This is a genomic window from Methylobacterium terrae, assembly GCF_003173755.1.
Classification (GTDB): domain Bacteria; phylum Pseudomonadota; class Alphaproteobacteria; order Rhizobiales; family Beijerinckiaceae; genus Methylobacterium; species Methylobacterium terrae.
Genome location: NZ_CP029553.1, coordinates 4,354,157 through 4,367,357, shown reverse-complemented (window position 1 = coordinate 4,367,357; position 13,201 = coordinate 4,354,157). Strand labels below are relative to the sequence as shown.

At 71.2% G+C, this 13,201-nt stretch carries 10 protein-coding genes; 7 read left to right on the top strand and 3 right to left on the bottom strand.

Annotation, left to right across the window (positions count from 1 at the left end):
* The first annotated feature begins 93 nt into the window (after positions 1–93).
* The 6 genes from rho (at position 94) to DK419_RS20245 (ending at position 7,814) form a co-directional block, all read left to right on the top strand.
* A complete protein-coding gene (gene rho / locus DK419_RS20270) occupies positions 94–1,407 on the top strand; it encodes a transcription termination factor Rho (RefSeq protein WP_109960689.1) in 1,314 nt (437 codons plus the stop codon).
* Positions 1,408–2,105: 698 nt separating this feature from the next.
* A complete protein-coding gene (gene mnmE, locus DK419_RS20265; RefSeq protein ID WP_109960688.1) occupies positions 2,106–3,419 on the top strand; it encodes a tRNA uridine-5-carboxymethylaminomethyl(34) synthesis GTPase MnmE in 1,314 nt (437 codons plus the stop codon).
* Between the two features lie 87 nt (positions 3,420–3,506).
* Positions 3,507–5,384, top strand: a complete 1,878-nt coding sequence (gene mnmG, locus DK419_RS20260) for a tRNA uridine-5-carboxymethylaminomethyl(34) synthesis enzyme MnmG (RefSeq protein WP_109960687.1) — start codon at positions 3,507–3,509, stop codon at positions 5,382–5,384.
* Positions 5,381–6,022 (top strand): 16S rRNA (guanine(527)-N(7))-methyltransferase RsmG, encoded by a 642-nt coding sequence (gene rsmG, locus DK419_RS20255; RefSeq protein WP_109960686.1) that lies wholly within the window; start codon positions 5,381–5,383, stop codon positions 6,020–6,022. The genes mnmG and rsmG overlap by 4 nt, the downstream gene beginning before the upstream one ends.
* Positions 6,019–6,885: a ParA family protein gene (locus DK419_RS20250; protein ID WP_109960685.1), complete on the top strand. Its 867-nt coding sequence runs from the start codon at positions 6,019–6,021 to the stop codon at positions 6,883–6,885. Before rsmG ends, DK419_RS20250 begins: the two co-directional genes overlap by 4 nt.
* Positions 6,886–6,926: 41 nt before the next feature.
* Positions 6,927–7,814, top strand: coding sequence for a ParB/RepB/Spo0J family partition protein (locus DK419_RS20245; RefSeq protein WP_109960684.1), 888 nt, complete (start codon positions 6,927–6,929; stop codon positions 7,812–7,814).
* Between the two features lie 51 nt (positions 7,815–7,865).
* Here DK419_RS20245 and holA read toward each other — a convergent pair whose 3' ends face one another.
* From holA to leuS, 3 genes are all read right to left on the bottom strand, one after another.
* On the bottom strand, positions 7,866–8,894 hold the full coding sequence (gene holA, locus DK419_RS20240) for a DNA polymerase III subunit delta (protein WP_109960683.1): 1,029 nt from the start codon (positions 8,892–8,894) through the stop codon (positions 7,866–7,868).
* Positions 8,895–8,921: 27 nt separating this feature from the next.
* Positions 8,922–9,458, bottom strand: a complete 537-nt coding sequence (locus DK419_RS20235; RefSeq protein WP_109960682.1) for an LPS assembly lipoprotein LptE — start codon at positions 9,456–9,458, stop codon at positions 8,922–8,924.
* Between the two features lie 276 nt (positions 9,459–9,734).
* The gene (gene leuS / locus DK419_RS20230; protein WP_109960681.1) at positions 9,735–12,326 is read right to left on the bottom strand and encodes a leucine--tRNA ligase; all 2,592 of its coding nucleotides are present in this window, start codon (positions 12,324–12,326) and stop codon (positions 9,735–9,737) included.
* A 184-nt stretch (positions 12,327–12,510) separates the two neighbouring features.
* Between leuS and DK419_RS20225 the strand changes: the two genes are divergently transcribed.
* Positions 12,511–13,194 carry a YggS family pyridoxal phosphate-dependent enzyme gene (locus tag DK419_RS20225; protein WP_109960680.1) on the top strand — a complete coding sequence of 228 codons (684 nt, stop codon included), beginning with the start codon at positions 12,511–12,513 and terminating at the stop codon, positions 13,192–13,194.
* Positions 13,195–13,201 lie beyond the last annotated feature (7 nt).

Sequence of the window (13,201 nt, the reverse complement as noted above, 5' to 3'; positions counted from 1 at the left end):
CCCCGTTGCTCTTCCGCTCAACGCCGCGTCCTGCGGCGGCCGGATCCGCCCGGACATGACGCTCCCCGCTTCGCCCCCGCACCCCGATATCCCATGATCGAAGACACCCTCGCCCCGCTCGAGACTCCGGCCGCCCCCGCCATGCGCGAGGTGAAGCTGCAGGATCTCAAGTCCAAGACGCCGACCGAGCTTCTCGCCTTCGCCGAGGAGGTCGAGGTCGAGAACGCCTCGACCATGCGCAAGCAGGAGCTGATGTTCGCGATCCTGAAGCAGCTCGCTGCCAAGGACGTGGAGATCATCGGCGCCGGCACCGTCGAGGTGCTGCAGGACGGCTTCGGCTTCCTGCGCTCCTCCGATTCCAACTACCTGCCGGGCCCCGACGACATCTACATCTCGCCGACGCAGATCCGCCGCTTCGGCCTGCGCACCGGCGACACCGTCGAGGGCCCGATCCGCGGCCCGAAGGACGGTGAGCGCTACTTCGCGCTGCTGAAGGTCAACACCATCAACTTCGAGAGCCCGGACAAGATCAAGCACAAGGTCCACTTCGACAACCTGACGCCGCTGTTCCCCACGCAGCGCTTCAAGCTCGAACTGTCGGAGCCGACCCGCAAGGACTTCTCGCCCCGGATCATCGACATCGTCGCGCCGATCGGCAAGGGCCAGCGCGCCCTGATCGTGGCGCCGCCGCGCACCGGCAAGACGGTGCTGATGCAGAACATCGCCCAGTCGATCACCCTGAACCATCCCGAGTGCTACCTCATCGTCCTGCTCATCGACGAGCGGCCGGAGGAGGTCACCGACATGCAGCGCTCGGTGAAGGGCGAGGTGATCGCCTCGACCTTCGACGAGCCGGCGACCCGCCACGTCCAGGTCGCCGAGATGGTGATCGAGAAGGCCAAGCGCCTCGTCGAGCACGGCCGCGACGTCGTGATCCTGCTCGACTCGATCACGCGGCTGGGCCGCGCCTACAACACCGTGGTCCCGTCCTCCGGCAAGGTGCTGACCGGCGGCGTCGACGCCAACGCCCTGCAGCGGCCCAAGCGCTTCTTCGGCGCCGCCCGCAACATCGAGGAGGGCGGCTCGCTCTCCATCATCGCGACCGCGCTGATCGACACCGGTTCGCGCATGGACGAGGTGATCTTCGAGGAGTTCAAGGGCACCGGCAACTCGGAGATCATCCTCGACCGCAAGGTCTCCGACAAGCGCATCTTCCCGGCGATCGACATCACCCGCTCCGGCACCCGCAAGGAGGAGCTGCTGGTCCCGCCGGACGCGCTCAAGAAGACCTACGTGCTCCGCCGCATCCTCAACCCGATGGGCGTCACCGACGCGATCGAGTTCCTGCTCGACAAGCTGCGCCAGACCAAGAGCAACGGCGACTTCTTCGACTCGATGAACACCTGATCCGGCCGCCGGCCGCGATCGTCCCGAGATCCGCGCGGCGCCCCGGGAGGGGCGCCGTTCTCGTATGGGACGCCGCCTCGTCGGTCGTTCCTTCCGCGATCGGCCTGCCTCCGAAGCACGGCACGCGATCGTCGATCGCCCGCACCTCGGGACGAGGTCGTGGGTGGGTGATGCATGAGGATCGCGGCTTGTGCCTCAGTGTCGTGTCACGCGGACCAGTGCGCGGGCCACAGGGTCACGATCGCCTTCGATCCGCATCCTCCTTCGAGGCGCCGGAACGAAGCCGACGGGGAAACCCAGGCACTCGGACGAAGCCGAGTTGCCCGGAGCGTCATCGTCAAGGCACCGCCCGCCGGCACTGCGGAGAAAGCGACGGCGCCGGAGACCGGCCTTGCGCCTCCCTCTCCGGTTCGGCCGGACCGCTTCCCGGTGTGCGGAACGCACCCTCGGGCGATCGGCGCAGGATGACGGCGACGCTCTTGTGCCGGCGTTCGCCGCCGCTCCCTCGGGCACGCGATCCAGCCTCGCATCGGACTGACTTTCCTCCCCCTTCCAAAGGCAGCGCTTCCAAGGGGACGCATCTTTCGAGACGGGCTCTTGGCGCGTTCGGTACGACCGGAGGATCCGTGCTAGCGACGGTGCGCCGAACCGACCGGTTCGGCCCGCCGTCCCTGCTGCAACCTCCACGCCCTGACAACATGCTCACCTCCGACACGATCTTCGCCCCCGCTACCGGCTACGGCCGCACCGCCGTCGCGGTGGTGCGGGTCAGCGGTCCGCAGGCGGGCCCGGCCCTGTCGGCGTTGATCCGGGCTCCGGTGCCACCGGCGCGGCGGCTGTCACTGCGCACGCTCCGCGAGCCCGAAACGGGCGAACTCCTCGATCACGCCCTCGTCGCCTGGCTGCCCGGCCCCGGCACCGCCACCGGCGAGGACATGGCGGAGCTGCACCTCCACGGAGGTCCGGCGGTGCGGGCGGCCATCCTGCGAAGCCTCGGCAGCCTGCCGGGCCTCGTTCCGGCCGAACCCGGCGCCTTCACCCGCCGCGCCTTCCTCAACGGCCGCATGGACCTGACCGCCGTCGAGGGGCTGGCCGACCTGATCGACGCCGAGACCGAGGCGCAGCGGCGCCAAGCCGTGCGCCAGCTCGACGGCGCCCTCGGCCGAGCGGTCGAGAGTTGGCGGAGCGCCCTCCTCGACGTGCTCGCCGGAACGGAGGCCGCTCTCGATTTCTCCGACGAGGGCGATGTCGACGACGAGGCCCTGACCGAGGCCGGCCGCAGCGCCGCGGCGAGGGTGCGCGACGCGGTCCGTTCCGCCCTCGCCGACGGGCGCCGGGGCGAGCGCCTGCGGGACGGCTTCACGGTGGTGCTCGCCGGCGCCCCCAATGCCGGCAAGTCGACGCTGCTCAACGCGCTGGCCCGGCGCGACGCCGCGATCGTCTCGGCGGTGCCGGGAACGACCCGGGATGCGATCGAGGTGCGCTGCGACCTCGGCGGATTGCCGGTGCTGCTGGTCGACACGGCGGGCCTGCGCGACAGCACCGACGCGATCGAGGCCGAAGGCGTCGCCCGCAGCCGCCGCCGCATGGATCAGGCCGACCTCGTGCTGTGGCTGCGCGAGCCCGGCGGTGCAGAGGCCCCTCCCCTGTCGGTGCCTCACCTCACGGTCGCCACCAAGGCCGATCTGTCCAACCTGGACGCGGACATCGACGTCGCGATCTCGGCGACGTCCGGGTACGGGCTCGACCGGCTCCTAACGGCGATCGAGCGCCACGCCGAGGCTTCGCTCGGGTTCGGCGACGCACTCGTCACCCGCGAGCGTCAGCGCCTCGCCCTGGAGCGCTGCCTCGCCCATCTCGACCGCGTCGTCATGCACGGAGCGCTCCTGCCGGCCGAGCTGGTGGCGGAGGACCTGCGCCTCGCGGTCCGGGCGCTCGGCGAGGTCGCCGGGCGCGTCGGGGTCGAGGAGATGCTGGATCGCCTGTTCTCCAGCTTCTGCATCGGCAAGTAGGTCGGTCCTCGGCCGTGTTTTCACGTGAAACGCCGGCCGAACCGATCGCGCGATTGACGGCGCGCCCGAGCGCTGCCTAATCACCCCATGCTGTCTGATGATTCCTCCTTCGACATGATCGTCGTCGGCGGCGGGCACGCGGGCGCCGAAGCGGCCGCGGCCGCTGCGCGTTACGGCGCCCGCACCGCGCTCGTCACCCACCGCCGCGATACGCTCGGCGCGATGTCGTGCAACCCCGCCATCGGTGGCCTCGGCAAGGGCCATCTGGTACGGGAGATCGATGCCCTCGACGGACTGATGGGGCGTGTCGCCGACCGCGCCGGCATCCAGTTCCGGCTGCTCAACCGGCGCAAGGGCCCGGCAGTGCGCGGGCCACGCACCCAGGCCGACCGCAAGCTCTACGCCCGTGCGATGCAGGCAGCGCTCGCCGAGGCGCCGAACCTCGCGATCGTCGAGGGCGAGGTCGCGGACGTCATGGTTGTGGACGGACGCGTCGCCGGCGCGGTACTGGCCGACGGCCGCACCCTCCCCTGCCGCGCCGTCGTCCTCACGACCGGCACGTTCCTGCGGGGCCTGATCCATATCGGCGAGGTCACGACGCCGGCCGGCCGGATGGGCGAAGGCCCGGCGCTCGGCCTATCCGCGACCCTCGACCGGCACGGCTTCGCGCTGGGCCGCCTGAAGACCGGCACGCCGCCGCGCCTCGACGGCCGCACCATCGACTGGCACGGCATCGACAAGCAGGCGGCCGACGACGAGCCGGTGCCGTTCTCGACCCTGACCGCGCGCATCACCACGCCGCAGGTCGAGTGCGGCGTCACCCGGACGGGTCCTGCGGCGCACGACCTGATCCGCGCCAACCTGCACCGCTCGGCGATGTATTCCGGCGGCATCACCAGCCGCGGGCCGCGCTACTGCCCGTCGATCGAGGACAAGGTGGTGCGCTTCGGCGACCGCGACGGCCACCAGATCTTCCTGGAGCCGGAGGGTCTCGACGACCCGACCGTGTACCCGAACGGCATCTCGACCTCGCTGCCGGAGGAGGTGCAGCACGGCCTCGTCGGTCTGCTGCCCGGCTGCGAGCGCGCCGTGATCCTGCGCCCGGGCTACGCGATCGAGTACGATTACGTCGATCCGCGCGAACTCGACCCGACGCTGCAGACCCGCCGCATCGCCGGCCTGTTCCTCGCCGGGCAGATCAACGGCACGACGGGGTACGAGGAGGCGGCGGGTCAGGGGCTGGTCGCCGGGCTCAACGCGGCGCGGCTCGCCGGTGCGTCCGACCTCGCGGTGTTCGACCGGGCCGAGTCCTATCTCGGCGTGATGATCGACGACCTCGTGACCCACGGGGTCAGCGAGCCCTACCGCATGTTCACTTCCCGCTCGGAGTACCGTCTGAGCCTGCGGGTCGACAATGCCGACGAGCGCCTGACCGGTCGCGGCCTCGCGCTCGGCTGCGTCTCCGCCGCTCGGGCCGCGCACGACGCGGCACGGCGCGAGGCGCTGGCCCAGGCGCGCCGGACCCTCGACGGCCTGAGCCTGACGCCGACCGAGGCGCACGGCCACGGCATCGCGCTGAACCGCGACGGCATCCGCCGCTCGGCATTCCAGCTCCTGTCCTACCCCGAGATCGGCTGGGACCGGCTGGCACGCGTGTGGCCGCAGCTCCGCGACATCCCCCCTGCCCTGGCCGACCGGCTCTGCACTGACGCGACCTACGCGGTCTATCTCGACCGGCAACGGGCCGACATCGCGGCGTTCCGGCGCGACGAGGCCGTGGCACTGCCGGCCCTCCTCGATTACGGCAGCATCGCCGGGCTGTCGAACGAGCTGCGCACGAAGCTCGACACGGTGCGGCCCCTGACGCTCGGCCAGGCGGCGCGCATCGAGGGTGTCACCCCTGCGGCCCTCACCCTGCTCGCCGCCCATGCCCGGCGCGCTCCCGCTCAGGATTCGGCCGAATGACCAATCACGCTCCCGGCCGTGACGCCGTTTTGCGGGACGCCAGCGTTTCACGTGAAACAGCGGCCGCCCTCGACCTCTACGTCGCGCAGCTCACTCGCTGGCAGTCGATCAAGAATCTCGTCGGGCCGGCGACCCTTGCGGAAGTCTGGACCCGCCACGTCGCCGACTCGCTCCAGCTCCTGGCGCTCGCCCCCGACGCGACGCGCTGGCTTGATCTCGGCAGCGGCGCCGGCATTCCGGGCCTGATCCTGGCGATCGCCGGCCGCGAGCGATCGGGCTTTCGCGTCGACCTCGTCGAGAGCAACGGGCGGAAAGGTGCCTTCCTGCAGGAAACCGCGCGCCTCACGGGAGCTCCTGCCCGCATCCACGTCGCCCGGATCGAGACGGTGATCTCGGGCTTCACCGATTCGCAGGTCGTCACGGCGCGCGCCCTCGCGCCTCTGTCTCAACTCCTCACCTGGACCGAACCCTTGTTGAAAAACGGCGTCACCGGGCTTTTTCCGAAAGGGCGTGATGTCTTAACCGAATTGACCGAGGCGGAGGAAAGGTGGAAGTTCACGGCGGATCTGATCCCGAGCCGGACCGATTCTGACGCCAGAATCGTCCGCGTCTCCAGCGTGAGCGGCCTTCTCCCATGATCGCGGACCCCCAAGAGGCGCCCAGCTCCCAAGAGGCGCAGGCGAGCGGCAGCCCGCGGCCCCTGCGCATCATCGCGCTCGCCAACCAGAAGGGCGGCGTCGGCAAGACCACGACGGCGATCAATCTCGGCACGGCGCTGGCGGCGATCGGCGAGCACGTGCTGATCGTCGATCTCGACCCGCAGGGCAACGCCTCGACCGGTCTCGGCATCGATCGCCGCCAGCGCCGCTTGTCGACCTACGACGTGCTCGCCGGCGAGGCCTCCCTCGCCGAGGCGGTGCAGGCCACCGCGGTGCCGCGCCTGTCGCTGGTGCCCTCGACGATGGATCTGCTGGGCCTCGAGATGGCGATGGCGAGCGCTGCCGACCGGGCGCAGCGCCTGCGCCGGGCGCTGGACCCCCTCGACCGGGGCGAGGTGCCGGAGGAGCAGCGCTTCACCTACGTGCTGATCGACTGCCCGCCCTCGCTCAACCTGCTCACCCTCAACGCGCTCGCCGCGGCGCACGCGGTGCTGGTGCCGCTCCAGTGCGAGTTCTTCGCGCTGGAGGGTCTGAGCCAGCTGCTGCGCACCGTCGAGCAGGTCAAGGGCGCCCTTAACCCGCGCCTGGCGATCCAGGGCGTGGTGCTGACGATGTTCGATCCGCGCAACAACCTGTCGGCGCAGGTGGTGGCCGACGTGCGCGAGTTCATGGGCGACAAGGTCTACGAGACCATGATCCCCCGCAACGTGCGCGTCTCCGAGGCGCCGTCGCACGGCAAGCCGGTGCTGCTCTACGACCTCAAATGCGCCGGTTCGCAGGCCTACCTGCGGCTCGCCTCCGAGGTCATCCAACGTGAAGGCCGTCTGCCGGCCGCGGCCTGAGACCAGCCCGCGTAAGTGGAGTCGATGAGAGGATGAAGGGTATGGCGGAGGAGGGAGCGCGGCCGCGCCTCGGACGTGGTCTCGCGGCGCTGATCGGCGATTTCGGCGAGGAGGCTCCCGCCGCCACCGAGAAGCCGAAGGCCGGTCAGCGGCGGGTCCCGATCGAGTTCCTGCGCCCGAACCCGCGCAACCCGCGCCGCACCTTCGCGGAGGTCGAACTCGAGGAGCTGTCGGCCTCGATCCGCACCCGCGGGGTGATCCAGCCGATCGTCGTGCGGGCGCTCGCCAACGTGCCGGACGCGTTCGAGATCGTCGCCGGCGAGCGGCGCTGGCGGGCGGCGCAGCGCGCCGGGCTGCACGAGGTTCCGGTGGTGACGGTCGAGATCGACGACCGCACCTCGCTCGAATACGCCATCCTGGAGAACGTCCAGCGCGCCGACCTCAACGCCATCGAGGAGGCCGCGGGCTACGAGCGCTTGATGAGCGAGTTCCGCTACACCCAGACCGAACTCGCCGAGATCATCGGCAAGAGCCGCAGCCACCTCGCCAACACCCTGCGCCTGCTGCAACTGCCGCCGGCCGTGCAGGACCACCTCGTTGCCGGCACCCTCACCGCGGGCCACGCCCGGGCGCTTCTCGCCGTCAAGGATCCCGAGGGCGTCGCCCGCCGGGTGATCGAGGACGGCATGACGGTGCGCGAGGTCGAGGCGCTCGCGGCCGGCGAGCAGACCGGGACCGGGCCGCGCCCCGGCCGGCCGCGCAAGGCCGCTTTGGAGAAGGACGCCGATACCCGCGCCCTCGAGCGGCGACTCGAGGACGCGCTCGGCGTCGCGGTGTCGATCGAGGCCAAGGGCGGCGGCGGCGAGGTGCGGCTGCGCTACGCCAGCCTCGACCAGCTCGACGGGCTGTGCCGCCGCCTGGAAGCGTGAGGGCAAGGGGATCGGGGCCTTCGGGCTCGGCCCCCGGCAGGGCAGGGGGGATCAGCCCCGCCGCGCCGCCTCGTTGGCAAGGCGCAGGAACAGGTCGCCGGCGACCGCGTGCGAGAAGTCGCCGCCGGCTCGCCGCGCGGCGAGGACCGCCTCCTGCAGCAGCGCCACCGCGCGGCGCAGGGAGGCCGGGCTCCAGCGGGCGAGCTGCGTCTCGACGATCCTCTGGCGCCGGAAATGCAGGCCGCGCCAGCCCGCCACCATCGCGCCCGGGCTCTTGCCCTCGCCGTCGAGGCGGGTCGCCAGCAGGGTGAGGGCGTGGCGGAGCGCGCCGCCCAGCATCACCGAGGCGTCCATGCCCTCGATCTGGAAGCGGCGGTAGCTGCGCTCGGTCTCGGCGATCCGGCCCGCGAAGGCGGCGTCGATCAGCGCGTTGAGCATCGAGCCCGACACGTCGCTGCCGATCGCCTCGACGTCGTCGATCCCGATTTCGCCCTGGCCGCGGGCATAGAGGGCGAGCTTCTCGATCTCCCCGAGGCTCGCCCGGCGGTCGCCGCCGAGGCTGCCGGCGAGCAGGTCGCGAGCCTCGCGGGTGATGCGCAGGCCGTCGGCCCGCAGCGTCCGCTCGATCAGGTCGGCCAGCGTGCCGGCATCGTCGGGATAGCACGGGATCGCCAGCGCCCGGGGCGAGCGCTCGCAGACGACGCGGAGCGGCGCCGACTTGGCGAGGTCGCCGGCCTCGACGACGATGCGGGTGTCCGCGCCGTCCTGCTTCAGGGCCGCGTCGACGGCGGGAGCGTAGTTGCGGCTTCCCGGCCGCACCCAGACGGCGCGCTTGCCCCCGAACAGCCCGACCGTCCCGGCCTCGTCGACGAGGCGGCCGGGATCGCTCGCCAGCGTATCGCCGTCGAGCTTGACCAGGGCGAAGGGGTCGGCGGGGTCGTCGACCGCCTTCTCGGCGAGGAGGCGCGCGCGCTCGGCGACGAGCCCGGTATCGGGCCCGTAGACCAGGATCACGGTGAAGCGCGGGTCGGGGCCGCGGCGCAGCAGGCCCTCGACCTCGCCGGCCTTGACGGCAGTCACGAGACGCCTCCGGCAATCATGACGCGCTCAGGGCTGCGTCGCCAGGATCGCGGCGACGCGGGTCTTGATCTGCTCGGACAGGAGCTTGGCCAGCCGGATCTCGGCGTCGCGGGCAGCGCGCAGGCTGGCGAAGCGCTGGGCCGAGCGGTCGTAGGTGGCGGTGCCCTGAGCGACGCCCTCGGTGATGGTGCGGTCGCCAGACAGCGTCTGGACCTTGTAGGCGGCGGTACCGAGCAGCGTCGCGGATTCGGCCCGGCCGGTGATCGAGCTGACGATCGGCGTCTGCACCGTCTCGCTCGCCGTGAGGGTCAGGCGGTACCGCTTCTCCGACGGGGTGCCGGAGCCGTCGAGGTCGAAGACCAGTTCGCTGCGCAGGTAATGGCCGAGGCGCTCCTGCCCCTGCGCGGTCTTGGCGGGCTCGACCTGGATCGAGGCGAGCACCGCGCTCAAGGGCACGCCGGAGGCGGTCGGCCCGTAGAGAGGCCGGAAGCAGGCCGAGAGGCCGAGCGCCAGGGTGGCGACGAGAGTGAGGTTGCGCGCCGTCTTCGCCGTGCCGCCTGCCATGAGGGTCCGTCCTGCCACCACTTGCCTCGCCACCACTTGCCTCGCCACCGCTACGCTCAACGCCGTTACCGCTCCGCCGATGGTCTGCCAAGGGGCCGGCGAGACCTTTCGGGGCGTGCCCGTCGGGGCATCAGGATAGGGTCCGGGATCTAAAGACTCTCTGAGGCGACAGCAGGGCCGTGGCGTCGCCGCCCGGTGAAAAACGGGGACGAACGAAGAAGGGCCCGGCGATCGTCGCCGGGCCCCGGAGAGTTTCCCGTCCCTGCCGCGAGCCGGTCAGACGACGATGTTGACGATGCGCAGGGGCACCACGATCACCTTGCGGGGCGGCTTGCCCTCCAGCGCCCGCTGCACCGGCTCCAATGCCAGCACGGCGGCCTGGACCGCCGCCTGGTCGGCGTCCCGGGGTACCATGACGTCGGCGCGCTTGCGGCCGTTGATCTGCACCGGCAGCGTCACGCTGTCCTCGACCAGGAGCTCGCGCTTCACCGCGGGCCAGGCCGCTTCCGCCACCAGGCCGTCCTGGCCCAACGCCGTCCAGCAGGTCTCGGCGAGGTGCGGCATCATCGGGGCGATGAGCTGCACCAGGATCAGGGTCGCCTCCCGCAGGGCGGGGGAGGGCGCCCGGCCGCGCTCGGCATTCACCGCCTCCTGCAGGCTGTTCGCCAGTTCGTAGACGTGGGCGACGCACCGGTTGAAACGCAGCCGCTCGATGTCCTCGCCGACCGCCGCGAGCGCCTTGTGCGCCGCTTTCAGCACCGCCTCGCTTCCGGCGAGCGCCGGCTCGGAACCGCCCTCCGCCACCTCGCTCACCATGCGCCAGACGCGCTGGACGAAGCGCGACGCGCCCTGCACGCCGTCCTCGGTCCAGATCACGTCGCGCTCCGGCGGCGAATCGGAGAGCATGAACCAGCGGGCGGTGTCGGCGCCGTAGGAGGCGATGATGTCGTCGGGGTCGACGACGTTTTTCTTCGACTTCGACATCTTCTCGATCGCCCCGATGGCGATCGGCGCGTCGGTTTTCACGTGAAACGCCTTGCGCGCGCCGTCCTCGGTCACGACCTTGACGTCGACCGGCTGAACCCAGGCGCCGGCCTCGTCGCGGTAGGTCTCGTGGACGACCATGCCTTGCGTGAACAGGCCGGCGAAGGGCTCGTCGACCCCCGCCCAGCCGGTCTGGCGCATCGCCCGCATGAAGAAGCGCGAATAGAGCAGATGCAGGATCGCGTGCTCGATGCCGCCGATATACTGGTCGACCGGGAGCCAGTGGTCGGCCACCGCCTTGTCGGTCGGCGCGTCCTCCAGCCAGGGCGCGGTGAAGCGGGCGAAGTACCAGGACGAGTCGACGAAGGTGTCCATCGTGTCGGTCTCGCGCCGGGCGGGCGCGCCGCAGGACGGGCACGGCACGTTGCGCCAGGCCGCATCGCGCTCCAGCGGGTTGCCGGGCACGTCGAACGAGACCTCCTCCGGCAGGCGGACCGGCAGGTCGGCGACCGGGACCGGCACCACGCCGCAGGCGTCGCAATGGATCACCGGGATCGGGCAGCCCCAGTAGCGCTGGCGCGAGACGCCCCAGTCGCGCAGGCGGAACTGCACCCGGCGCCGGCCCATGACGCCACCGTCGAGGGTCTCGGCCTTGAGGCGGTCGGCGACAGCCTTGAACGCCTCGTCGGTGCTCATCCCGTCAAGGAAGCGCGAGTTGATCATCCGGCCGTCGCCGTCATAGGCGGTGTCGGTGATCGTGAAGGCGGCCGGGTCCTGGTCCGGCGGGCAGACGACCGGCGTGTTGCCCAAGGCGTACTTGTTGGCGAAGTCGAGGTCGCGCTGGTCGTGGGCCGGACAGCCGAACACCGCGCCGGTGCCGTACTCCATCAGCACGAAGTTCGCGACGTAGACCGGCAGGGTCCAGGACGGGTCGAGGGGGTGGCGCACCTCGAGCCCGGTGTCGAAGCCGAGCTTCTCCGCCGTGTCGATCGCGGCCTGCGCGGTGCCCATCCGCCGGCACTCGGCGATGAAATCCTGCAGGGCCGGATTGTCCGCCGCGACCGCGGCCGCGAGCGGATGGTCGGCGGCGACCGCCAGGAACTTCGCGCCGAACAGCGTGTCGGGACGCGTGGTGTAGACCGTCACGTCACGCGCGGCGCCCTCGGGCGCGCTCTCCAGGGCGAAGCGCAGCTCCAGCCCCTCCGAGCGGCCGATCCAGTTGCGCTGCATCAGCCGGACCTTCTCGGGCCAGCGCTCCAGCGTGTCGAGCCGGTCGTCGAGGTCCTGGGCGAAGTCGGTGATCTTGAAGAACCACTGGGTCAGCTCGCGCTGCTCGACGAAGGCGCCCGAGCGCCAGCCGCGCCCGTCGATCACCTGCTCGTTGGCGAGCACGGTGTGGTCGACCGGGTCCCAGTTCACCTTGGCGGTGCGGCGCGAGACCAGCCCGGCCTGCAGGAAGTCCAGGAACATCCGCTGCTGGTGCTTGTAGTATTCCGGATCGCAGGTCGCGATCTCGCGGCTCCAGTCCAGCGACAGGCCCATCGATTGCAGCTGCGCCCGCATCGTCGCGATGTTGGCGTAGGTCCAGTCCCGCGGGTTGACCTTGTTCTGCATCGCGGCGTTCTCGGCCGGCAGGCCGAAGGCGTCCCAGCCCATCGGGTGCAGGACGTTGAAGCCCTTGGCGCGCTTGTAGCGGGCCACCACGTCGCCCATGGCGTAGTTGCGCACGTGGCCCATGTGGATGCGTCCCGACGGATAGGGGAACATCTCGAGCACGTAGTATTTCGGGCGCGGATCGTCGTTGCGGGTGCGGAAGATCTCGCGCTCGGCCCACACCTGCTGCCAGTGGGGCTCGGAATCCTTCGCGTTGTAACGTTCGGCCATGGGCGGCGTCTTTGCGACCGGTCGGCGCCGGCGCCGTGAGCACCGGCGGCAGGGGAGGAGAGGGAAAACGTCACGGCCGCAAACGGTTGAGCTTGCTCGGCGCGGCGCCGGCGGACTAGGACACGGTTTGGTCCCGAGGGTCAACAATCAAGGACGGCGCCGCGCCGCCGGAAAGGAAGCGGTCATGATCGACCCGCAGACCGTCATGGCGAATCTGGCCGAGGTGCGGGAGGCCGTCGCCCGGGCCGCCGAGGACGGCGAGCGCGACCCGCTCAGCGTCGCGCTGATCGCCGTGTCGAAGACGATTCCCCCCGAGGGCATCCGGCCGGCCCTCGCGGCGGGCCAGCGGCTCTTCGGCGAGAACTACGTCCAGGAGGCGAAGGCCAAGTGGCCCGCTCTGCGCGAGGAATGCCCCGACGTCGCGCTGCACCTGATCGGCCCGCTGCAATCGAACAAGGCCCGCGAGGCGGTGGAGCTGTTCGACGTGATCCACACCCTCGACCGGACCTCGCTCGCCGCGGCCCTCGCCAGGGAGATCGCCCGCTCCGGCCGGCACCCGACCCTGCTGGTCCAGGTCAATACCGGCGAGGAGCCGCAGAAGGGCGGCGTAGCGCCGGGCGCGGTCGACGCGTTCCTCGCCGAGTGCCGGGACACGCACGGGCTGACCGTCTCGGGGCTGATGTGCATCCCGCCGGCGGAGGACCCGCCCTCGGCGCATTTCGGCCTGCTGGCGGCCATCGCCCGCCGCCACGCCCTGCCGATCCTGTCGATGGGGATGAGCGCCGACTACCCGGCGGCGATCCAGATGGGCGCGACCCATGTCCGGGTCGGCAGCGCCATCTTCGGCGCGCGCCCGTCGAAGGCCTGAGGCTCAG